Source organism: Micromonospora desertarenae (genome assembly GCF_056150265.1).
Genome location: NZ_JAXCFQ010000009.1, coordinates 266,772 through 287,567 on the forward strand (window position 1 = coordinate 266,772; position 20,796 = coordinate 287,567).

Annotated in this window: 20 protein-coding genes, 4 tRNA genes and 1 pseudogene; 19 read left to right on the plus strand and 6 right to left on the minus strand. The window is 74.4% G+C overall.

Annotation, left to right across the window (positions count from 1 at the left end):
- Positions 1-24 precede the first annotated feature (24 nt).
- The 6 genes from SM577_RS20340 to SM577_RS20365 all read left to right on the plus strand — a co-directional run bounded on the left by SM577_RS20340 (position 25) and on the right by SM577_RS20365 (position 2,534).
- On the plus strand, positions 25-390 hold the full coding sequence (locus SM577_RS20340; RefSeq protein WP_474587720.1) for a hypothetical protein: 366 nt from the start codon (positions 25-27) through the stop codon (positions 388-390).
- A gap of 391 nt (positions 391-781) precedes the next feature.
- Positions 782-854 (plus strand) — tRNA-Pro (locus SM577_RS20345).
- A gap of 32 nt (positions 855-886) precedes the next feature.
- A tRNA-Glu gene (locus SM577_RS20350) sits at positions 887-959 on the plus strand.
- 33 nt (positions 960-992) lie between these two features.
- Positions 993-1,066 (plus strand) — tRNA-Gly (locus SM577_RS20355).
- 152 nt (positions 1,067-1,218) lie between these two features.
- Entirely contained in the window at positions 1,219-2,418 is a 1,200-nt protein-coding gene (locus tag SM577_RS20360) for an RtcB family protein (protein WP_302921394.1), read from the plus strand.
- A 43-nt stretch (positions 2,419-2,461) separates the two neighbouring features.
- Positions 2,462-2,534 (plus strand) — tRNA-Arg (locus tag SM577_RS20365).
- A gap of 61 nt (positions 2,535-2,595) precedes the next feature.
- Here the strand turns inward: SM577_RS20365 and SM577_RS20370 are convergent.
- The 6 genes from SM577_RS20370 to SM577_RS20395 all read right to left on the minus strand — a co-directional run bounded on the left by SM577_RS20370 (position 2,596) and on the right by SM577_RS20395 (position 9,108).
- Positions 2,596-3,825: a hypothetical protein gene (locus SM577_RS20370; RefSeq protein WP_474587721.1), complete on the minus strand. Its 1,230-nt coding sequence runs from the start codon at positions 3,823-3,825 to the stop codon at positions 2,596-2,598.
- Positions 3,826-3,930: 105 nt separating this feature from the next.
- The gene (locus SM577_RS20375) at positions 3,931-4,857 is read right to left on the minus strand and encodes a Gmad2 immunoglobulin-like domain-containing protein (RefSeq protein WP_474587722.1); all 927 of its coding nucleotides are present in this window, start codon (positions 4,855-4,857) and stop codon (positions 3,931-3,933) included.
- Positions 4,854-6,323 (minus strand): sensor histidine kinase, encoded by a 1,470-nt coding sequence (locus SM577_RS20380; RefSeq protein WP_302921397.1) that lies wholly within the window; start codon positions 6,321-6,323, stop codon positions 4,854-4,856. Before SM577_RS20380 ends, SM577_RS20375 begins: the two co-directional genes overlap by 4 nt.
- Positions 6,324-6,337: 14 nt before the next feature.
- A complete protein-coding gene (locus SM577_RS20385; protein ID WP_302921398.1) occupies positions 6,338-7,018 on the minus strand; it encodes a response regulator transcription factor in 681 nt (226 codons plus the stop codon).
- 97 nt (positions 7,019-7,115) lie between these two features.
- On the minus strand, positions 7,116-7,697 hold the full coding sequence (locus SM577_RS20390) for an AMIN-like domain-containing (lipo)protein (RefSeq protein WP_302921399.1): 582 nt from the start codon (positions 7,695-7,697) through the stop codon (positions 7,116-7,118).
- Positions 7,698-7,833: 136 nt separating this feature from the next.
- The gene (locus tag SM577_RS20395; RefSeq protein ID WP_474587723.1) at positions 7,834-9,108 is read right to left on the minus strand and encodes an MFS transporter; all 1,275 of its coding nucleotides are present in this window, start codon (positions 9,106-9,108) and stop codon (positions 7,834-7,836) included.
- 71 nt (positions 9,109-9,179) lie between these two features.
- Between SM577_RS20395 and SM577_RS20400 the strand changes: the two genes are divergently transcribed.
- From SM577_RS20400 to SM577_RS20460, 13 genes and pseudogenes are all read left to right on the plus strand, one after another.
- Complete coding sequence (locus tag SM577_RS20400; RefSeq protein ID WP_474587724.1) at positions 9,180-10,013, plus strand: DUF5937 family protein; 834 nt, start codon at positions 9,180-9,182, stop codon at positions 10,011-10,013.
- Positions 9,971-10,144 carry an ArsR/SmtB family transcription factor gene (locus tag SM577_RS20405; protein WP_474587725.1) on the plus strand — a complete coding sequence of 58 codons (174 nt, stop codon included), beginning with the start codon at positions 9,971-9,973 and terminating at the stop codon, positions 10,142-10,144. The genes SM577_RS20400 and SM577_RS20405 overlap by 43 nt, the downstream gene beginning before the upstream one ends.
- 20 nt (positions 10,145-10,164) lie before the next feature.
- Positions 10,165-10,584 (plus strand): NUDIX domain-containing protein, encoded by a 420-nt coding sequence (locus SM577_RS20410; protein ID WP_302921403.1) that lies wholly within the window; start codon positions 10,165-10,167, stop codon positions 10,582-10,584.
- 141 nt (positions 10,585-10,725) lie between these two features.
- A pseudogene (locus tag SM577_RS20415) lies at positions 10,726-11,208 on the plus strand (snapalysin family zinc-dependent metalloprotease); the annotation flags it as partial.
- 12 nt (positions 11,209-11,220) lie between these two features.
- The gene (locus SM577_RS20420) at positions 11,221-11,931 is read left to right on the plus strand and encodes a S1 family peptidase (protein ID WP_474579731.1); all 711 of its coding nucleotides are present in this window, start codon (positions 11,221-11,223) and stop codon (positions 11,929-11,931) included.
- Positions 11,932-12,071: 140 nt separating this feature from the next.
- Positions 12,072-12,743 carry a hypothetical protein gene (locus tag SM577_RS20425; protein WP_474587726.1) on the plus strand — a complete coding sequence of 224 codons (672 nt, stop codon included), beginning with the start codon at positions 12,072-12,074 and terminating at the stop codon, positions 12,741-12,743.
- 216 nt (positions 12,744-12,959) lie between these two features.
- On the plus strand, positions 12,960-14,078 hold the full coding sequence (locus tag SM577_RS20430; protein ID WP_474587727.1) for a LacI family DNA-binding transcriptional regulator: 1,119 nt from the start codon (positions 12,960-12,962) through the stop codon (positions 14,076-14,078).
- Positions 14,075-15,010 carry a carbohydrate ABC transporter permease gene (locus SM577_RS20435; protein ID WP_302921408.1) on the plus strand — a complete coding sequence of 312 codons (936 nt, stop codon included), beginning with the start codon at positions 14,075-14,077 and terminating at the stop codon, positions 15,008-15,010. The genes SM577_RS20430 and SM577_RS20435 overlap by 4 nt, the downstream gene beginning before the upstream one ends.
- A 58-nt stretch (positions 15,011-15,068) precedes the next feature.
- Positions 15,069-15,908, plus strand: a complete 840-nt coding sequence (locus tag SM577_RS20440) for a carbohydrate ABC transporter permease (RefSeq protein WP_302921409.1) — start codon at positions 15,069-15,071, stop codon at positions 15,906-15,908.
- Positions 15,909-15,943: 35 nt separating this feature from the next.
- Positions 15,944-17,236: an ABC transporter substrate-binding protein gene (locus tag SM577_RS20445; RefSeq protein ID WP_474587728.1), complete on the plus strand. Its 1,293-nt coding sequence runs from the start codon at positions 15,944-15,946 to the stop codon at positions 17,234-17,236.
- Between the two features lie 2 nt (positions 17,237-17,238).
- Entirely contained in the window at positions 17,239-18,405 is a 1,167-nt protein-coding gene (locus SM577_RS20450) for an ADP-ribosylglycohydrolase family protein (protein ID WP_302921412.1), read from the plus strand.
- Positions 18,402-19,808, plus strand: a complete 1,407-nt coding sequence (locus SM577_RS20455) for an ADP-ribosylglycohydrolase family protein (protein WP_474587729.1) — start codon at positions 18,402-18,404, stop codon at positions 19,806-19,808. Before SM577_RS20450 ends, SM577_RS20455 begins: the two co-directional genes overlap by 4 nt.
- Positions 19,805-20,743 (plus strand): PfkB family carbohydrate kinase, encoded by a 939-nt coding sequence (locus SM577_RS20460; protein WP_302921415.1) that lies wholly within the window; start codon positions 19,805-19,807, stop codon positions 20,741-20,743. The genes SM577_RS20455 and SM577_RS20460 overlap by 4 nt, the downstream gene beginning before the upstream one ends.
- The last annotated feature ends 53 nt before the right edge of the window (positions 20,744-20,796 follow it).

Consider the following 20,796-nt stretch of genomic DNA (forward strand, 5'->3'; position numbering starts at 1 on the left):
ACCGTAGCCCATCGCGGTGCCGGGTTGCGGCAGGCCGCCACCCGGGTGGCGGAGCCGATGCACCGCTTCCGGCTGGAGGTGCCCGGCGACGTGCTCGGCGCGGTGCTGCCGGTGCTGGCCGGGCTGGACGCGGTGCCCCGGCAGACCACCGCCCAGGGCGCCGCGTACGTGGTGGTCGGGGACATCCCCGCCGGGCGGGTGCACGCGCTGGAGCAGCGGCTGCCGGCGGTGACCCGGGGCGAGGGGATGCTGGAGTCCGCGTTCGACCACCACCGCCCGGTACGCGGCCCGGTGCCGGTGCGGGACCGCTCGGACCACGACCCGACGGACCGCCGGAGGTATCTGCTGGCGGTCGTCCGTCGGGTCGCCGGGCGGCGCGACGGGTCGTGATCCCCACGCCGTCGAATATCAATTGCGGTCAACCGCGGACACGCCTACTGTCCATGTCGCAAGGTCAACCGAACCGCACGATCCCGTTTGGAGCACGCCGTGTCGCAGCGCAACCGCACCTACCCCACGTGGCTGTCGCCGCGTGGTGGTGCCCTGCGGCCCGCGGGCGAGGGCGCCCAGGGTCAGTGTCGGCGGGGCCGGCGACCGGGGCGGTGGCGCGACTAGCGCCGGCGCGAATCGCGCAGCCGCCCACCCCGCCGGGGCCGGGCGGCTTTTTCGTTCCCCGACCGTACCTCCGCGTTCCGGGCTCGCCGGGACCGTCGATCCTTCTCAACTCCACAGCGGACGGCACGAGTCGCCGCCCCCCGGTCCGGCCGGGAGCGGCACACCACCGGGACGAGGGAGCTGGCTGACCCGCTCGCCTTGGGCGCGAGAGACACGGGGTTCGATTCCCCGGTCCCGGACGGCGGGACGGGCGGCGAGCCCGTCCCGGCACGGGCCGTTGGAGCAACGGAAGCTCACCCCGGTTCTCAGCCGGGAGGTCACGGGTTCGAACCCCGTACGGCCTACGTGGCGACGCCGCACGGCGTCGCCCGCCACCCGCGGTTGTAGCGCAGTCTGGCAGCGCGTCACCTCGCCACGGTGAAGATCGCCGGTTCGAATCCGGCCAACCGCTCGACCGTCGGGCACCTCGCCCGGCACGGGCCGCACGCTGGGCGCGGAGCGGCTTTGCACGCCACTCCCGCCGGGTTCGATGCCCGGGCGGTCCACGATCACTTTCGGTCAAACCGGGAGACGGTGGCGACCAGACGACACGAGGAGACGACGATGACGTTCAGCACGCTCGCGGGCACCCGCGCGCCGGTCCGGGTCTGGACCGACCCGTACGGCATCGAGCCGCAGGCCGCGCGGCAGCTGCGCAACATCGGCGCGCTCCCCTGGGTGGAGGGCGTCGCGGTCATGCCGGACGTGCACTTCGGCAAGGGCGCCACCGTCGGTTCGGTGATCGCCATGCGGCAGGCGGTCTCGCCGGCCGCGGTCGGCGTGGACATCGGCTGCGGGATGTCCGCGGTGCGTACCTCGCTCACCGCGGCCGACCTGCCCGACGACCTGGCCGGGCTGCGTTCGGCGATCGAGGCGGCGATCCCGGTCGGCTTCGCCCAGCGGGACACCGCCGTCGACCCGCGCCGGGTGCGCGGCCTGGAGCAGGCCGGCTGGGACGCGTTCTGGCGCGGCTTCGCCGACCTCGACAAGCGGGTCGCCCAGCTGGAGACCCGGGCCCAGCGGCAGCTGGGCACGCTCGGCGGCGGCAACCACTTCATCGAGGTCTGCCTGGAGCAGGGTGGCGCCGACGACGGCCGGGTCTGGCTGATGCTGCACTCCGGGTCCCGCAACATCGGCAAGGAACTGGCCGAGCGGCACATCGGGGTGGCCCGCCGGCTCCCGCACAACGCCGACCTGCCCGACCGGGACCTCGCGGTCTTCCTCGCCGGCACGCCGGAGATGGCGGCCTACCGGCGGGACCTGTTCTGGGCGCAGGAGTACGCGCGGCGCAACCGGGCCGTGATGCTCGCCCTGCTCTGCCAGGTGGTCCGCGACCGGTTCCCGCAGGTCGGCTACGACGAGCCGATCTCCTGCCACCACAACTACGTGGCGGAGGAGAGCTACGGGGGGGTGGACGTGCTGGTGACCCGCAAGGGCGCGATCCGGGCCGGTCGGGGGGACCTGGGCATCATCCCGGGGTCGATGGGCACCGGGTCGTACATCGTGCGCGGCAAGGGCAACCCGGACGCGTACTGCTCGGCCTCGCACGGGGCCGGGCGGCGGATGTCCCGGGCGCAGGCCAAGCGGACCTTCAGCACGGCCGACCTGGCGGCGCAGACCGCGGGGGTGGAGTGCCGCAAGGACGCCGGGGTGGTCGACGAGATCCCCGGCGCGTACAAGGACATCACCGAGGTGATGGCGCAGCAGGAGGACCTGGTCGAGGTGGTGGCGCACCTCAAGCAGGTGGTCTGCGTGAAGGGATGACCGCAGGCCGGCGCCCCGGGGGGTTGGGGGCGCCGGTCCGCACGCCCCGGTGGCGCAACGGAGAGCGCGCCGGTCTACGAATCCGGAGGGTCCAGGTTCGAATCCTGGCCGGGGCACGTCGTACGCCGCCCGGCGCGAGCGCGCCGGGCGGCCCGTGGGGGCTGGTAAGGCGCGCGCTCACCTCCGGGAAGGTAGACGCTCGTACTGGTCCAGGGTGAGCGTGTGGAGATGAGCCAGGGTCGTTGGCTGCCGCCTCGTCTCGGTGATGAGAAATGCGATGTCGTCCCGGTACGCGACGGCCTGCTGGAGCTGCCGACCCTTGGGGTCAAGGCCCGGCTGAACGAATGCCTTCGCGGAGTTGACTCCAGGCACCTCAGCAGTTCGGGCCAAGCCGACAGTGGCGGCGGCTTCGTTGCTGTAGGCGCTGAAGAACTCCGCTGCCGCCTGGTCAGACTCGAACTGCAGCAGGGCCACGGTCACCGTGGTGCCGTCGGGATAGGCCCAGCCGGCGGTCAGTTGACGCCGGGCTGTCAGCACCTGGAGCGCACTCATCGACGGTGCGGAGGGTTGGTGGGCGTGCTGCAGGTGCAGTTGCGCGTTCGTGCTGGGGGGTAATGGATCGGGGGTCGCTGATGCAGGAGCAGCGATGACGAGATCACCGAGGTCCATGTCGTGCTGACGAGACGGAGTCGGCCGATTGAACGCCAACCACACCGCGGCGACCGATAGCAGCGTCACCGTCACCACTGCGCTGGTGGCGATGGCGAGAGGGCCAGGACGACGCCACCACGACACCTGAACTGGTCGCTCTGACCATCCGCGTCCCGCCTCTGCCGGCACCGGTGGATCCTGGGAAGCCACAGATGGTAGCGGTGGCGGGCCGGACTGCGACGCGGTGCTGGCGGACTCGGCGCTGCCTGGAGCGGGGATTTGGAGGACCGTCGCCGCGGCACCGAGCAGCAGAGTCCCGAACACGGCGAGCCATGCGCCGCTAGCCAGCCGCGCTTGCGGATGGGCGTTGCCATAGCCGTAGAGATCCAGTGCGGACTGCGCCGAATCGAAGGTCAGGAACATCAGGGCGCCGACCACCACCACGGCGATGGGGTGTAGGCGTCGACGCCATTCGGGCCTGGCCCACCGAACCGCGAGCAGGGTCACGAGCAGTGCCCATCCGGAGTACAGCGAGACACGATCGTTGGCCAGGTCGGAAAGGGTGTACGTCTGCTCCGAGGCGCCGGCTCCCGGTGAGAGTACGCCGATGACCTCGCGGACGCTGACCCAGGGACGGTACTGGGCGGCGGCCAGCAGCACCAGCCCGAGAGAAGCCACGACAAGCACCGCCCAGCGCCGGCCGTTGCCCCTGGTCTCAGGGCGCCTGTCGGCCACGGCACGCGAATCGACATTCACGCGGGGGATCATGGCAGCGCCGATCTTGGCCGTCCACCCCGGTTGGCCGCCGCGACGGTCGAGACCTCATCGGTCCGTCGTGGCGCGTGCGACGCCGGGAGGCGGTCAGCGGCCGGTGGCGGCGAGCGTCACCGGCACCGCGACCACCTTGGTACGGCTGCCGTCCGCGGGGGATACCTCGTACACCTCGACGGTGCCGACCTGTTCCCGGGCCAGCCGGTAGCGGACGCCGACCCGGTAGTCACCGCGGCAGCCGGTGCCGCAGGTGGCGGTCGTGAAGGTGGTCGCCAGTTCCCGACCGGTGGCGTCGAGGATCCGGACGCTGACGGTCGCCTCGAACACGTCGGCGGTGCCGGTGACGGTGACCGGGGAGGTGACCCGCTGGCCGACGACGGGGCCGGTCACCACGATCGCCGGGAGCAGGTCGGCGTAGGTGGCGCGGTCGACCGGGTCGCCGGTGCCGAACCGGACCCGCCGCACGCTGGGGAACTGGGTGAGGGTGTAGACGACCTGGGCCTCGCGCAGTCGCCGGGTCGCCGCCGCCCCGGCCGGCAGCGGGGGGAGGGTGGCGACGCCGTCGGCGATCCGGGTGACCTCGACGCCGGCCGGCAGCAGGGTGCTCATGCCGGTGGCGGCCTCCGCCGTGGTCGGCCCGGCGGCGAGTTCGGTCAACGCCAGCCGGGAGGTGGCCAGGGTGGCCGGCCTGGTGCGCCGGGTCGGGGTGATCCGCCCGTCGCGGACGTACCACAGCTCCATGGTGAGGTTCTGCGGGCGGGGGGTGGCGCCGGTGCTCGGGGATGCGGTGCGGGTCGCCGGCGTGGCCGGCGGCGAGCCGGTGTCCGCCGGGGTGGGTGGCGGGGTCGGGCCGGTGGGCGCGGTGCTGGCCGGCGACGCCGCGGTGGGCGCCGGGCCGAGCGAGCCGCCGCGCGGGTCGGCGCAGCCGGCGAGCAGGCACAGGACGACCGCCAGCGCGGCGCCGCTGCTGGCCAGCGGGGCGCGGCCGGCCGGGTGCCGGGCGGCGGGGCGGGTCATCGGGCACCGCCGGGCTGTGCTGCCGGACGGGCGCTGGCGTCGGCGGGATCGGGGGGCGGGTCAGAAAGCCCGGTCCCGCCCCCACCGACCGGCCCGGTGGCGGGCAGTTCCAGCCGGAACCGGGTGCCGCGGCCGGGTTCGCTGTGTACGGACAGCCGGCCGCCGAGCAGCCGGGCGTTCTCCCGGGCGATGGCCAGCCCGAGTCCGCTGCCCCGGCCGGCGCGCGCCGGGTCGACCTTGTAGAACCGGTCGAAGAGCCGCGGCAGGTGCTCGGCGGGGATGCCCGGCCCCTGGTCGGTGACCTCGAACTCGACGAGCGGCCCGGCTCGGCGGACGGCGGCCCGGATCTCGCCGCCGCCGTGTTCGACCGCGTTGGCGATCAGGTTGGCCAGCACCCGTTCCAGCCGCCGCGGGTCGGTGCACAGCTCGACCGGCTCGGCGGCGACGCTGACCCGGTCCCGCCAGCCGCGCGCGGAGACGATGGCGTCGAGCAGGGCGGGCGGGTCGACCGGGCGGACGGAGACCGGCTCCTGGCCGGCGTCGAGCCGGGAGATCTCCATCAGGTCCTCCACCAGTCGGCGTAGCCGGACCACGTCGGTGACCAGCAGTTCGGCCGCGCGCCGGGCGTCGCCGGGCAGCTGGTCCAGGTGGTCGCGCAGCAGCGAGGCCGCGGCCACCAGGGCGGTGACCGGGGTACGCAGTTCGTGCGCGACGTCGGCGGTGAACCGCCGCTCCCGCGCCTGGGCGCGGGACAGCGCCTCGATCTTCGACTCCAGCGCCTCGGCCATCTCGTTGAACGAGGCGGCCCAGGCGCTGAACTCGTCGCGGCCGCGGACGGGCAGCCGGGTGGCGAGCAGCCCTTCGGTGATGGCGCGGGCGGCCCGGCTGGCCCGGCCCACCGGTTCCAGGGTCCGGCGGGCCAGACTGTGCCCGACCCCGGCGGCGAGCAGCACCACCAGCACCCAGCCGGCCAGCAGCGCGGTGCGGAGCTGGTCGAGGTCGGCGACGACCGCGTCCTCGACGGTGACCACGTACAGCTCGGCGGTCGAGCCGGGGATCCGGCCGCCGACCACCAGCAGCCGGGGGCGGGCGTCGGGCGCGGAGCGTTCGTAGCCGAGCTGGCCGGCCGCCACGGTGGCCCGCAGCTGCGCGCCGAGCGCCGGCGCGTACACCGGGTTGGACGGCTGCGGTTCGCCGGCCACCAGCACCACGTGCCGGCCGCTGTTCTCGAAGCTGGCCAGCAGGTCGGCGCGGCGCTGGTCGGTCAGCGGCAGGAACTGCCCGGCGAGCACCAGTTGGTAGCGGGCGTCGGCGGCGGCCTGGTGCAGCGAGCCGTCCAGGCGGGCCTGCCGCAGCAGCAGGTACGAGCCGCCCGCGAGCACTCCGGCGGAGACCCCGGCGACCAGCACGAACGCGATCATGAGGCGGCGGCGCAGGCGGCCCGGTGCGACGGCGTCGGTGGCCATCAGCGCCTCCTCTCTCACGCCGTGGACAGCTTGTAGCCGGCGCCGCGGACGGTGCGGACCAGCCGCGGGTGGGCCGGATCGTCCTCGACCTTGGCCCGCAGCCGTTGCACCGCCACGTCGACCAGCCGGCTGTCGCCGAGGTAGCTGTGGTTCCACACCCGCTCCAGCAGCAGCTCGCGGGTGAAGACCTGCCCCGGCCGGCGGGCCAGCTCCAGCAGCAGCCGGAACTCGGTGGCGGTCAGCGGCAGGTCCCGGCCGCCCTTGCGGGCGACGAAACTGGCCGGGTCGATCTCCAGCCCGCCGACGGTGAACACCTCCGGGGCCACCGGCGCGGTGGCCCGGCGCAGCACCGACCGGACCCGCGCCACCAGCTCCGGCAGGTCGAACGGCTTGCGCAGGTAGTCGTCGGCGCCGGACTCCAGGCCCACCACCACGTCGATGGTGTCGGTGCGGGCGGTCAGCATCAGGACGGGCACCTGGCTGGTGCGGCGGATCTCCCGGCACACCTCGAAGCCGTCCAGACCGGGCAGCATGACGTCGAGCACGATCAGGTCGACCGGCCGGGCCCGCCACGCCGCGAGCGCCTCGCGGCCGTCGACGGCGGTGCTGACCCGGAATCCGGCACGGCGCAGCCCCAGGGCGGTGACCTCCCGGATGGAGGCGTCGTCCTCGACCACCAGCACGTGGCCCTCCATCATCCGAGACTAGTCCCGCCGCGACCCGGCGCCGACCTGCCGCAACGGACGATGTGGAGGGCCCGGGCGACGCCGGGCCCTCCACCGTGCGGCTCGCTCACTGCTGCCACTGGTGGGCGACGTCGAGCACGATCCGGCTGTGCGTGCCGGGGCCGCTGAGCACGAACACCCGGAACGGCAGCCGGGCCCGCACCCCGACGGCGAACGTGGTGTAGCCCTCGAAGCTGCCCCCGAAGACCACGTCCCGCAGGGTCCGGTAGCGCAGCACGTTGGCCGCGTGCTCGCCGACCCGGTACGGCACGGTGGCCACGTGCTCGTCGTCGTACGCCGGCGCCTGGAGCGAGACCCGCAGCAGCTCGTCCCCGGCGGTGTACGGCGACAGCGGCAGCCCCTCGCCCTCGGTCCAGGTCTCGCCGTAGGTGACCGTGTAGCCGGTCACCGCCCCGGCGAACTCGAACACCACCCGGTCGTAGCAGTCGTGCCGGCCGGTGCGTACCTCGACCAGCGGGGCGGTGCTCAGCGTGCCGGCCGACTTCGCCCCGCTGCCCCAGGTGATCCCGCAGTACGGCGACCCGGTCGCCGCGGCGGTGGTGGTGGTCGCCGCGGTGCCGGTGCCCGCGCCGGCGACCAGCCCGCCGAGCACGACCACCAGCGCCGTGAGCGCGCTCCTGATCCTCATCGTCTTCCCCCTCCGGGTCGTTCCCGTTCGGGCCACCCCGGTCGGCCTCGTCGCCGGTGGCCTCGGCGTCCACCGTCGGCCCGGTCCGCCACAGCGACTTCGCCGTGGCGTAACGCCCGGGTAACAGGTGCCGTGGTCAGGCGTCCGGGTCGGATTCCGGCGGCCGGCGCAGCGTGCGCAACGGCGAGCAGTAGACCGGCAGCCAGGTCAGGCCGTTGGCGACGGCGCCGACGACCAGCGAGGTGCGCACGTCGGCGTACTGGCCGAGCAGGCCGGCGGCGACCGCGCCGACGGTGAGCGCCCCGGTGAGCAGGAACCGGAAGGTGGCGTTCATCCGCCCGAGCAGCGGGTCCGGGGTGCTGCCCTGGCGCAGGCTCACCCCGATCACGTTGCCCACCCCGGTGCGCCAGGCCAGGGCCGTCCACCCGACGCCGGCCAGCCAGAGCAGCGCCCCGCCGTCGATCAGCGCGACCAGCCCGCCGAGCGGCGCGACGAGCACGCCGGGCAGCCACAGCGCGCGGCCGTGACCGATCCGCTCGGCCAGCGGCCGGGCGGTGAGCGCGCCGAGCAGCGCACCGACCCCGCCGAGGCCGAGGAACAGGCCGAGGGCGGCGGGGCCCAGGTTCAGCTCGCGCAGGAACACCACCGGGAGCATCGTGGTGGTCAGCTGCATGGTGAGGTTGATGCCGGCGGTGGAGACGGCGAGCGGGCGCAGCAGCGGGTTGCCGAACACGTGCCGGACACCGGCGCCGAGCTGCCGGCCGAACCCGCCGGCCGACTGCCGGGACGGCTCGCGGGGCGGGCCGGCCGGGATCCGTCGCAGGATGACCGCGGAGAGCGCGAAGGCGACCGCGTCCGCCACGATCGCCACCGGCGCGGTGAGCGCCTGCACGGCCAGCCCGCCGAGCCCTCGTCCGGCGATCTGCAGGGTGGCACTGGTGCCCGCCAGCAGGGAGTTCGCCGCGACCAGGCGGTCCCGGCCGACCAGCTCCGGCAGGTAGCTCTGCGCCGCGATGTCGGCGAAGACCGTGCCGACGCCGGTCAGCAGCACCACCAGGTAGAGCTGCTCGATGCTCAGCCAGCCGGCCCACCAGGCCAGCGGCACGGAACCCACCAGCGCGGCCCGGGTCAGGTTCGCGGTGACCAGCACCGTGCGCCGGGGCAGCCGGTCGACCCAGACGCCGGCCGGCAGGCCGATCAGCAGGAACGCGGCGGTGCTCAGCGCGCCGAGCAGCCCCACCTGGCCGGGGGTGGCGGCCAGCAGGGCGACGGCGAGCACCGGTACGGCCAACTGGCCGACCTGGAAGCCGAGGTCGTGGACGAGCGCGCCGGCGTAGAGCAGCCGGAACGGGCGGGGCCAGCGGCCGGTCCCGTGGCGGCCGGCGGGCGGGGCGGCAGGAGCGGTGAGCATGCCGACCACCGTGCCGAGGCCTCGCGCCGCGGGCGATAGATTTGGTCTCCGCCAAATCCACGGAGGCGCCGATGATGCTGGTCGGGTTGGCCGCCCGCGACCTCGCGACCACCCGGTTCGCCGTGTCGCCGCTCTGGGAGGTGGTGGCCAGCGTCCGGGTCATCCGGCAACCACACCGGTTCCCGGAGCACCTGCCCTGGGCCGAGCGGGCCCGGCCACGGCTGGCCGGTGTGGACTGGCGGCTCCTGGCCGACCTGGTGCCGGTGCTGACCGGGGTGGTGCCGAGCTTCCTCTGCCCGCCCCCATCGACCTCCCAGCCGACCCTCGACGTGGAGCTGGCCACCCTCGCCGCCACCCCGGCCGAGGCCGTCCGGGCCGAGCTGGGCGCCGGGCCGCGGTCGGCGCGGCTGGCCGAGCTGTACGACGACCCGCCCGCCGGGCTGGCCCGGCTGGCCGGGGTGGTGCGGGCGTACGCCGACGCGGTGATCGGGCCGTACTGGCCGCGGATGCGCACGCTGCTGGAGCGGGAGGTGCTGCTGGGCGCGCAGCGGATGGCCAGCGACGGGGTGGCCGGACTGCTCAACCACCTCGACCCGTACGTCCGCCTGGAGGGCGACACGCTGCACGTCGACCACCTGGTCGTCTCCGGCGCGGTACACCTCGACGGGCGGGGGCTGCTGCTGGTCCCGTCGGTCTTCTGCGGCCCCCGGGTCTGGTCCAACTTCGGCTCGCCCGGCCAACCGGTGCTGCGCTACCCGGCCCGCGCGGTCGCCACGCTCTGGGAGCGGGCCCCGGGCCCGCACGGTCGCGGCTGGCCCGGGTGCTCGGCCGGACCCGGGCCGCGCTGCTGCACGAGTTGGCCGTGCCGACGTCGACCACGGAACTGGCCGAACGGTGCGGGCTGACCCCGGGTACGGTGTCGGCACACCTCGGTGCGTTGCGCGCGGCGGGTCTGGTCGGCGCCCACCGCGCCGGCCGGTTCGTGCTCTACGCCCGGACGACCGCGGCGGAGGCGCTGGTCGCCGCCGCACCCTGACACCTCACGGGAGGCGACCCATGACCGGGCGTACGCCCCAGGTCTCCTGCGTGTTCGTCTGCCACGACGGCGCGGGCCGGCTGCTGCTGGCCCGGCGCGCGGCCGGTGCCCGCGACGAGCCGGGCACCTGGGACACCGGCGCGGGCGCGCTGGAGTTCGGCGAGACGTTCGAGGCGGCGGTCGGCCGGGAGGTCGCCGAGGAGTACGCGACCACGCCGCTGGCGGTCACCCTGCTCGGGGTGCGCAACGTGCTGCGGGCCGACCCGCCGTCGCACTGGGTGGCGGTGGTCTTCGCCGTCCGGGTCGACCCGGCGACGGTGGCGATCGGCGAGCCGCACAAGTTCGACCGGTTGGGCTGGTTCACCCGCGACGCGCTGCCCGCCCCGCTGCACTCGCAGGCGCCGGCGACCCTGGCGATGCTGCCCGATCCGCTGCCCTGACCGGCCCGGTACCGCCGCCGGGTGGGTCGGCCGCGCCCGGTATGACGGATCCGTTATGGGGGACATCGACCAGGATCGATCTAACATTCACGTACATCGATGTTCGGCGGTCCTGCCGCCGTGAACACAGGGGAGTGCGTGATGTTCCGACGACAACTGCTGCGCGCCGCGGGCGCCGTGCTGACGGCCGTCCTGGCCGCGGCCGGGGTCCAGGTGGCCAGCGGCACGACCGCGTCCGCGGCGGTCCGCACCGTCTACTACGACGCCAGCCGGGCCGGTGAGTTCCGTACCAACTTCGACCAGGCCGCACAGATCTGGAACAGCCGGGTCAGCAACGTGCAACTGGTGGCCCGCACGCCGGGCAACGTCACCATCTACGTGGACAGCGGCTGGCCGCGCGCGCAGGTCACCAGCCTGGGCTCGGGCCGGATCTGGATGGGCTGGACGGCGGTCAACCAGGGCTACGACCGGACCCGGATCGCCAGCCACGAGCTGGGTCACATCCTCGGCCTGCCGGACCGGCGTACCGGCCTCTGCTCGGACCTGATGTCGGGCAGCAGCGCGCCGGTCTCCTGCCGCAACGCGTACCCCAGCTCGGCCGAGGCCAGCCGGGTCAACCAGCTCTTCGCCGGCGGCCTGGCCGCGACGGAGGCCGACGTCGCCCGGTCGTACACCTGGACCGACGGTGCGGACGCCGAGGGCGACGTGGCGCCGCTGGTGGTCGGCGGGCGCCCGGCCACCGAGAACTACCCGTGGATGGTCTACGTCTCCGGGTGCACCGGCACCCTGATCAAGGCCAACTGGGCGGTCACCGCCCGGCACTGCTCGACGCCCACCTCGGTGCGGGTGGGCAGCGTCAACCGCACCAGCGGCGGGACGGTGGTCCGGGTGACCCGGGCGGTCAACCACCCGACGATCGACGTCAAGCTGCTGCAACTGGCCAGCTCGGTCAGCTACGCCCCGGCGCCCATCCCCACCACCTCGGGCGCGGTCGGCACGGCGACCCGGATCATCGGCTGGGGCCAGACCTGCCCGACCCGCGGCTGCGGCAGCGCGCCGGCGGTCGCCAACGAGCTGGACACCTCGATCGTGTCGGACAGCCGCTGCATCGGCATCAACGGCCCGTACGAGATCTGCACGAACAACACCAACGGCAACTCCGGCGCCTGCTACGGCGACTCCGGCGGCCCGCAGGTGCGCCGGATCAACGGGGTGTGGAACCTGATCGGCGCCACCAGCCGGTCCGGCAACAACAACTCGGTCTGCGCCACCGGCCCCTCGATCTACGGCGACCTGCCCTCCATCCGGTCGTGGATCAACACCCAGGTCGGCGGTCTGCCGGCCTGATCGCTGCGCCCGTCACGGGGGACGCCGCCCGGCGGCGTCCCCCGTGACCGTGCCCGCCGGCCGCCGGCGGTGGGGCGTCACTCGACGGACACGCGGAGTGCGGTACGGTGCTCACATATCGACCCCTTCCGAGGTGATCCATGCCTGCCGTCGCCGCGCTCGCCCTGACCCTGGCCCTGGCGCCCGCGCCGACGCCCGCGCCCTCGTCGTCGAACTCCGGCGGGCTGGTCGGTGGGCTGCTCGGCGGCGTCGGCGACGTGGTCGACGGCCTGCTGGGCGGCGGTGACGGCGGCACCACGCCGCCACCGAGCGTCTCGCCCGGCCCGAGCGGCTCCGCCACGTCGGCACCGACGCCCGCCCCCGCCGTCCCGTCGTCGGCGACCTCCGCCCCGGCGTCCGTGGCACCCGGCGTGCCGGTGCCCGGGCGGGCCGGCCAGGGGTCGGGTGGCCGGGAGGGTGTGGTGCCCGCGCCCGACGGGCGCAGCGCCACGGTCGACGACCCGGCGCCGCTGACCGGGCCCGCCGCACCGGGCGACGACGACCGGCTCCAGTGGATGGTTCTCGGCATGGCGATCGGCGCCCTGGCGGTGCCGGTGGTGCTGCTGCTGCGCCGCGGCCGGCCCCGGGTAGTGCCCGCCGCCGCCGCCGCGCCGGCCGCGCCGGCCGCGCCCGCCGCGCCGGCCGCCGTTGCGGAGTCCGAGCCCGGGCCGGTCGACGACAACGTCACCCGGCTGCCCACCAACCTGAACGCCATCTACGAGTTGGGCCGGCTCGACGAACGGCTCGCCCAGGAGCGCAACCGCGGCTCCTGAGCCCCCGCGCCCACCCGACGGCATTCACCGGCACCGAAATCCCAGGTCGCGGGGGAGGTCTCGCCGTCGGCGGCGACACCCCACCGCGCCGACCCGGCGGTCCGCGCAGGCACGGCACCCGGTTGGAAACGTTTTCGTAACGAGCCCTTGACCTTGGCACGGCGCACGGCGCAGACTCCCGGAAACGTTTACAGCAATCAGGTGGAGGTGCCGGGCGTGGGTCGTAAACGTTTACAGGAGTCGACCGACGGCCGACCCACCGTCCACACGGTGGCCGCCCGCGCCGGCGTCTCCATCGCCTCCGCCTCGCGGGTGCTCAACGGCGTCGGCGGCAGCCCGGAGACCATCCGCAAGGTACGCGCCGCGGCCGCCGAGGTCGGCTACGTGCCCAACGCCATCGCCCGCTCCCTGCAGTCCCAGCGCACCGGCCTGCTCGCGCTCGCCGTCGAGGACATCGGCAACCCGGTGTACGTGGCGATGATGCGGGCCATCGAGGCGGTGGTCGCCGCGTCCGGGCGGCAGCTGCTGGTGCACGCGACCGGCGGGCGGATCGACAACGAGACGGCGCTGCTGCGCCGGCTGGCCAACCGCTACGTGGACGGCATGATCCTCTCGCCCATCCGGGTCACCGACGACCATCTCGCCGCCATGGTGGACAGTCCGGTGCCGGTGGTGGTGATCGGTCAGCTCGGCGCCGACGCGCCGGTGGACAACGTGCGTACCGACTCGCGGCAGGGCGTCGCGCTGGCGGTGGCGCACCTGGTCGCGGCCGGCCGCCGCCGGATCGGCTTCGTCAACGGCCCGCTGGACACCGTCCCCGGCGCCGCCCGCGACGCCGGCTTCCGGGCCGCCCTGGCCGAGCACGGCATCGAGCTCGACGAGCGCCTGGTCGAGGTCGGCGACTTCCAGTACGCGGCCGGCCGCAGCGCCGCCGAGCGGCTGCTCGCCCGGGCCCGCCCGGACGCGCTGATCTGCGCCAACGACCTGATCGCCGTCGGCGCGCTGCACGCGCTGCTGGCCGCCGGGCACCGGGTGCCCGAGGACGTGGCAGTGGTCGGCATGGACGACACGGAACTGGCCCAGATGATGTTTCCGCAGCTGTCCAGCGTCTCGCTCGGCTCGGCCGAACGCGGTCGCCGGGCGGCCGAACTGCTGCTCTCCCGGATCGCCGACCCGGCGCTGCCGCCCCGCCGCGAGCAGGTGCCGCCCAGCCTCGCTGTCCGCGCCTCCAGCCGGGCCGCCGTGCCGGGTCCCCACCCGGCGGGCGCGGCGTCGGCGGGCACGGGCAGTGAGCTTCCCAGCCCAGCAGTAGTGAACGAGGAGGTGGACCGGTGACCACGTTGGCCGAGCGGCCGGACGTCGACCGGGCCGGAAAGCCCGGTCGGGGCGGCCGGTCCCGCTCCGACCGGACCATGATCTACCTGCTGCTGCTCCCGTCGCTGCTGCCGATCCTGGTGCTGTCGGTCTTCCCGCTGCTGCGCGGCATGTACCTGGGCTTCACCGACGCCCGGGCCGGGCGCAACGTCGAGGTCACCTTCACCGGGCTGGAGAACTACCGCGAGCTGCTCGGCGACGAGCTGTTCTGGAACTCCTTCAAGATCGGTCTGCTCTGGGCGTTCGGGGTGACCGTGCTGCAGTTCGTGCTCGCCCTCGGCCTGGCGCTGCTGCTGAACCAGCAGTTGCGCTTCCGGGGCGTGGCCCGGGTGCTGGCGGTGGTGCCGTGGGCGATGCCCCCGGTGGTGGTCGGCATCCTGTGGAAGCTGGTCTACCACCCGGACGCCGGCCTGCTGAACGAGTTCTTCCACCGGGTCGGCGCGGACGGCCTGCGGACCAACTGGCTCGGCGACTTCGGCACCGCGCTGCCCGCCGTGATCATCGTCGGGGTCTGGGCGGGCATGCCGCAGACCACCGTGGTGCTGCTGGCCGGGCTGCAGGGGGTGGCCCGCGAGCTGCACGAGGCCGCCGCGGTCGACGGGGCCAGCGCCTGGCACCGGTTCCGGCACGTCACGCTGCCCGCGCTGACGCCGGTGATCGTGGCGATCACCTCGCTGGACTTCATCTGGAACTTCAACTCGTTCGGGCTGGTCTACGTGCTCACCGCGGGCGGGCCGGGCGGCAAGACGATGCTGCCGATGCTCTTCGCCTACGAGGAGGCGTTCCGCTACGGCAACTACGGCTACGCCGCCGCGCTCGGCAACGTCATGGTCGTGATCATCGTGGCGCTGCTCGCCGTCTACCTGCGTCGCCGGCTGAGGGAGGCGAACTAGTCGTGATCGGTGCGAGGAGTCAGCTTGCGAGCCCCGCAGTCCTGATCGGAGGGCAGCGATGATCGGAAAGTCGAGCCGTACCGGGCGGACGTTGCAGTACCTGGCGCTGGCCGGTTACCTGATCTTCCTCGGGTTCCCGCTGGTCTGGCTGGTCTCGACGGCGTTCAAGCCGCCCCGGGAACTGGTGCAGCTGCACCCGACGTTGATCCCGAGCAACCCGACCGTGCAGAACTTCGTGCAGGCCTTCACCGAGCAGGAACTCGGCCGGGCGGCGCTGAACAGCCTCCAGGTCTCGCTCGCCTCGGCGGTGCTCACCGTGCTGGTCGCGCTGCCCGCCTCGTACGCCCTGGCCCGGTTCCGCTCCAAGCTCGGCACCGCCGCCCTGGGCTGGGTGCTGCTCTCCCAGCTCTTCCCGTTCGTGCTGCTGATCATCCCGATCTTCCTGGTGCTGCGGCAGGTCGGGCTGGCCAACACGCACGCCGGGCTGGTGCTGATCTACGTGGTCTGGGCGCTGCCGTTCGCGCTCTGGATGCTCCAGGGCTTCGTCCGCAACATCCCGCGCGAGCTGGAGGAGGCCGCCAGCGTGGACGGCGCGAGCCGGGTGCAGGTGCTGCGCCGGGTGGTCTTCCCGCTGCTCGCCCCCGGCGTGGTCGCCACCGCGCTGTTCTCGTTCATCTCCGCCTGGAACGAGTTCTTCTTCGCCCTGGTGCTGATCAAGACGCCCGAGCTGGCCACCCTGCCGGTGGCGCTGGCCCGGTTCGTCGGCATCGAGGGCACCGCCCGCCTGGGCCCGCTGGCGGCCGGTTCGCTGCTGGCCACCCTGCCCAGCCTGATCTTCTTCGCGTTCATGCAACGCCGGCTCTCGTCCGGGTCGCTCGCCGGCGCGGTCAAGGGCTGATCCACCCCCATCCACCACCGAGGAGGTTTCCCCCCATGCTCCGTAGCAGATTCCGTCGACTCGCCGCGGCCGCCGCGGTCGCGGTCGTCGGCGTCGGCGCGCTCGCCGCGTGCGGCGACGGCGGCGACGACGAGACCACATCCGGCCCGGTCAAGCTGCGCTTCCTCAGCCTGGCCTGGCAGAAGGAGTCGCTGCAGGCCAACAAGGACCTGGTCGCCAAGTGGAACGCCGAGCACCCGGACATCCAGGTCGAGTACGTCCAGGGTGACTGGAACTCGGTGCACGACCAGCTGCTGACCTCCTTCGAGGGCGGCGACGCGCCGGACATCGTGCACTACGAGGCGTCGGCGATCGGCGAGTTCAGCAAGCAGGGCTACCTGACCGACCTGTCCGGCCTGGTCTCCGACGACCTGAAGGGTCAGATCGACCAGGGCGTCTGGGACACGGTCACCTACGACGGCAAGGTCAGCGGCGTGCCGTTCCTGCTGGAGTCGCAGGTCGTCATCGCCAACAAGAAGCTGCTCGACGCCGCCGGCGTCGCGGTGCCGCCGGCCGACGGCGGCTGGACCTGGGACGAGTTCCAGGCCAACGCGCAGAAGCTCACCAAGCCCGGCCAGTACGGCGTGGCGTGGGCGCTGAAGTCGCCGACCAACCGGGTGCTGAACCTGGCGCTCAACTTCGACGGGAAGTTCTTCTACACCGACGGCGGCAAGACCGAGGTCAAGGTCGGCGACGCGGAGAAGGAGGTCCCGAAGCGGATCCACGACATGATCTACACGACGAAGTCGGCCTCCCCGGAGGCGCTCGGGATGAGCGGGGCGGACACCCTGCCCGGCTTCTTCGGCGGCAAGTACGCCATGCTGCCCGGCTCGGTGTCGCTGCGCCAGCAGATGGTCGAGCAGGCGCCGGCCGGCTTCGAGTGGGTGACCCTGCCGCCGATCAAGGGGCTGTCCAGCAAGCAGGCGGCGAACCCGCAGACGCTGTCCATCTCCGAGGACTCGAAGGGCAAGAAGCAGGCCGCGCAGTTCCTGGAGTACTTCCTCAACCCGACCAACATGGCCGCGCTGGCCAAGGGTGACTGGCTGGTGCCCACCGGCAAGCAGGCCAACGAGGAGCTGGTCAAGCTGACCGGCGGCAAGCAGGGCTGGGACGTCGCCGCGGACAGCGCGGCCGACCTGACCGTCGCGCCGTTCCAGATGGCCGACGGGTACCCGGAGTGGAAGACCAAGTACGCCACGCCGGCCCTGCAGCAGTACTTCGCCAACAAGATCACCCTGGACCAGCTCGGCACGCAGCTGGTCGACGGGGGCAAGCAGGTTCTGAGGTAACCATGGCACTCTTGCTCGACAAGTCGGTCGGATGTCTGGTCGGCGCCGCGGTGGGCGATGCCCTCGGCGGGGCCACCGAGACGGCACTACCGGAGCAGATCCGGGCCCGCTTCGGCGGCTGGGTGGAGGGCATCGTGCCCCCGTACCACGCCGACTGGGCCACCGCGCGGCCACTCGCGCCGTACCACAAGGGCGACGGGCACATCACCGACGACACGTTGATGACCCACGCGCTGGTGCGGGCGTACGCGGCCAAGCGGGACCACCTCGACGCGTACGACGTGGTGGAGCTGCTCGTCCCCGACCTGATCGAGCGGGTGGTGTACATCCCGGACCTGGAGCGCGAGGGGGTGACCTTCCACCGGCTCGCGGCCGCCGAGCGGTGGTTGGTCACCCGCCTGCACCACGCGCACGCCGATCCCCGCGAGGCGGGCGTCGGCAACATCGTCAACTGCGGCGCGGCCATGTACATGGCCCCGGTCGGCATCGTCAACGCGGGCGATCCGGCCGGGGCGTACGCCGAGGCGGTGGAGATCGCCGGGGCGCACCAGCACAGCTACGGGCGGGAGGCCGCGGCGGTCTTCGCCGCCGCGGTCGCCGCCGCGGCGGCCCCCGGCGCGGGCGTCGAGGACGTGGTCGCCGCGGCCCTGGACCTGGCCCGCGACGGTACCCGGTCGGCGATCGACGCGGTGGTCAAGGAGGCCCGCGGCCACCACGACTGGAAGGCCGCGATCCCCGCGCTGCGGGCCGCCGTGGCGCCCTACGACACGGTGGGGGAGGAGTACCGCAGCCCGGGGCTCGGCGCCCGCCGGCCCAGCCGGCTGCACGCCATCGAGGAACTCCCGGTGGCCATCGGCATGCTGGTGGTGGCCGGCGGCGAGTTCCGCCCGGCGGTGCTCGGCGCGGTGAACTACGGCCGGGACGCCGACTCCACCGCCACCATGGCCGGCGCGATCGCCGGCGCGCTCGGCGGCGCGGCGGCGGTGCCGGTGGAGTGGGCCGAGGCGGTCGGCACCGCCTCCCGGACCGACCTGGTGGAGCCGGCCCGCGTGCTCGCGGCGGTGGCCACCGAGGTCTTCGAGCGCGACCGCGCCCGGTTCACCCAGCGGGCCGAGCGCTTCGCCGGGCTGACCGGCGAGGCGGCGCGGGGTGAGGAGCCGACCCGGTGAGGATCACCTGGGTGCAGCCGGAGGACCTGCTGCCGCACGAACTGGCGGCCAGCCGGGACGAGGGCCGCGACGTCGGGCCGCTCGCCGAGCGGTGGACGGCGGCCGGCGGGGACCTCACCCCGCCGGTCAGCGGGGCCTCGCCGACCCCGGCCTCGCCGGCGCTGCGGGCGCTCGCCGTCGAGCTGCTGGACGCCGCCGACGCGCTGCCCGCCGGGACCACCGCCGACGAGCCGGACGACCTGGCGGCGCTGGCGGCGACCTGGCCGGCGGCCTGGTCGCTGCCCACCACGGCGGTGTACGACCGGCTGCACGGCGCGTGGCTGGGCCGGGCGGCGGGCTGCCTGCTCGGCAAGCCGGTGGAGAAGATCCCCCGTCACGGGATCCGGGAGATCCTCGTCGCCACCGGCCGGTGGCCGCTGCGCGACTGGTTCACCGCGCGGGGGCTGCCCGCCGAGGTGGCCGCCCGCTGGCCGTGGAACCGGCGCAGCGCGCCGACCAGCCTCGCCGAGAACATCGACGGCATGCCCGAGGACGACGACCTGAACTTCGCGCTGCTGGCGCTGCGCGTGCTGGAGACCCACGGGCGGGACTTCACCAGCGCCGACGTGGCGCAGGCGTGGTTGGACTGGCTGCCCGGCGGGCGGGTCTTCACCGCCGAGCGGGTGGCCTACCGCAACCTGCTGCTCGGGCTGGCTCCGCCGCTGACCGCGCGGCGGCACAACCCGTTCCGGGAGTGGATCGGCGCGCAGATCCGCACCGACGTCTACGGCTGGGTCAACCCGGGCCGGCCCGACCGGGCCGCCGAGCTGGCCTGGCGCGACGCCACGGTCAGCCATGTCCGCGGCGGCGTGCACGGGGCGATCTGGGTGGCCGCCATGGCGGCCACCGCGCCGGTCGCCAGCGGGGTGGACGAGGTGCTCGACGCCGGCGAGGCGGTGCTGCCGCCGGGCAGCCGGTTCGCCGCCACGGTCCGCGAGGCGCGGGCGCTGGGCGCGTCCACCGACGACTGGGAGACGGTGGTGGACCAGTTGTACGCCCGGCACGGCCACCTGCACTGGGTGCACGTCCGCAACAACGCCGCCCTGGTGGCGGCCGCGCTGGCGTACGGGCGGGGGGACCTGGAGCGGTCCATCTGCGCGGTGGTCAGCGGGGGCTGGGACACCGACTCGACCGGCGCCACGGTCGGCGCGGTCACCGGTGCGCTGGCCGGTGCGTCCGGGCTGCCGGAGCGCTGGGTGGCCCCGCTGCGCAACCGGCTGGCCAGCAGCATCGCCGGCTTCGACGGGATCGGCTTCGACGAGCTGGCCACCCGGACCGCCGCGCTGGCCGCCCCGGCTCCGGCCGCCGACCCGGCCGCGGCGGCTTCGGCCGCCGACCCGGCCGGCGCGGGAGGTGCCCGGTGAGCGCCGCGGTGGTCGTGGTGGGCAGCACCAACCTGGACCTGGTGGTGACGGCGCCGCAGCTGCCCCGCCCCGGCGAGACGGTGCTCGGCGAGAACTTCCGCACGGTGCCCGGCGGGAAGGGCGCCAACCAGGCGGTCGCCGCCGCGCGGGCCGGTGCCGGCTGCGGCTTCGTCGGCGCGGTCGGCGACGACGAGTTCGGCGCCCAGCTGCGGGCGAGCCTGGTCGCCGCGGGGGTGGACGTGCGCGGCCTGCGCACCGTCCCCGGCCCGTCCGGCGTCGCGCTGATCGCGGTGGACCGGGACGCGGAGAACTTCATTGTGGTCGCCCCCGGCGCCAACGGCGAACTCACCGACCTGGACGGCGACGACCGGGCGGCCATCGCCGCCGCCGACGTGCTGCTGCTCCAGCTGGAGGTGCCGCTGCCGACCGTTGTCGCGGCCGCCGGGCTGGCCCGCGCCGGGGGCACCACAGTGGTGCTCAACGCCGCGCCGGCCGCGCCGCTGCCGGCGGAGCTGCTCGACCTGGTCGACGTGCTGGTGGTCAACGAACACGAGGCGGCGGTCGTCGCGGGGGTCTTCGCCGACGAGTCGCCGGTGCTGCTGGACGCCCTGCTGGAGCTGGTGCCGCGGGTGGTGCTGACCCTCGGCGCGCGCGGCGCCGCGTACGCCGACCGGGCCGGGCTGCGGCTGGAGATCCCGGCGCCGCGGATCGACGCGGTGGACACCACAGCGGCCGGTGACGCGTTCACCGGGGCGCTGGCCGTCGGCTGGGCCGAACGCGGCGGCGCGGTCGACGCCGACACGGTCACCGCCATCCTGCGCTGGGCGTGCGCCGCCGGCGCGGCCTGCGCCCAGCGCCCCGGCGCGTCGACCGCGCTGCCCGAGCGGGCCGCCATCGAGGCCCTGTACACCGCGACCTACGAGGGGACGCCGTGAGCGCGAGGAGTGAGCCGGGTTTGCGAGCCCCGCAGTCGCGAACCGAGGTGACG

What these genes read in the sequence shown, in the direction of transcription:
- SM577_RS20360 (WP_302921394.1), top strand. Translation starts at nt 1,219, where the DNA reads ATGACGTTCAGCACGCTCGCGGGCACCCGCGCGCCGGTCCGGGTCTGG.
- SM577_RS20375 (WP_474587722.1), bottom strand. Translation starts at nt 4,857, where the DNA reads ATGACCCGCCCCGCCGCCCGGCACCCGGCCGGCCGCGCCCCGCTGGCC.
- SM577_RS20380 (WP_302921397.1), bottom strand. Translation starts at nt 6,323, where the DNA reads ATGGCCACCGACGCCGTCGCACCGGGCCGCCTGCGCCGCCGCCTCATG.
- SM577_RS20385 (WP_302921398.1), bottom strand. Translation starts at nt 7,018, where the DNA reads ATGGAGGGCCACGTGCTGGTGGTCGAGGACGACGCCTCCATCCGGGAG.
- SM577_RS20390 (WP_302921399.1), bottom strand. Translation starts at nt 7,697, where the DNA reads ATGAGGATCAGGAGCGCGCTCACGGCGCTGGTGGTCGTGCTCGGCGGG.
- SM577_RS20395 (WP_474587723.1), bottom strand. Translation starts at nt 9,108, where the DNA reads ATGCTCACCGCTCCTGCCGCCCCGCCCGCCGGCCGCCACGGGACCGGC.
- SM577_RS20400 (WP_474587724.1), top strand. Translation starts at nt 9,180, where the DNA reads ATGATGCTGGTCGGGTTGGCCGCCCGCGACCTCGCGACCACCCGGTTC.
- SM577_RS20410 (WP_302921403.1), top strand. Translation starts at nt 10,165, where the DNA reads ATGACCGGGCGTACGCCCCAGGTCTCCTGCGTGTTCGTCTGCCACGAC.
- SM577_RS20425 (WP_474587726.1), top strand. Translation starts at nt 12,072, where the DNA reads ATGCCTGCCGTCGCCGCGCTCGCCCTGACCCTGGCCCTGGCGCCCGCG.
- SM577_RS20440 (WP_302921409.1), top strand. Translation starts at nt 15,069, where the DNA reads ATGATCGGAAAGTCGAGCCGTACCGGGCGGACGTTGCAGTACCTGGCG.
- SM577_RS20445 (WP_474587728.1), top strand. Translation starts at nt 15,944, where the DNA reads ATGCTCCGTAGCAGATTCCGTCGACTCGCCGCGGCCGCCGCGGTCGCG.
- SM577_RS20450 (WP_302921412.1), top strand. Translation starts at nt 17,239, where the DNA reads ATGGCACTCTTGCTCGACAAGTCGGTCGGATGTCTGGTCGGCGCCGCG.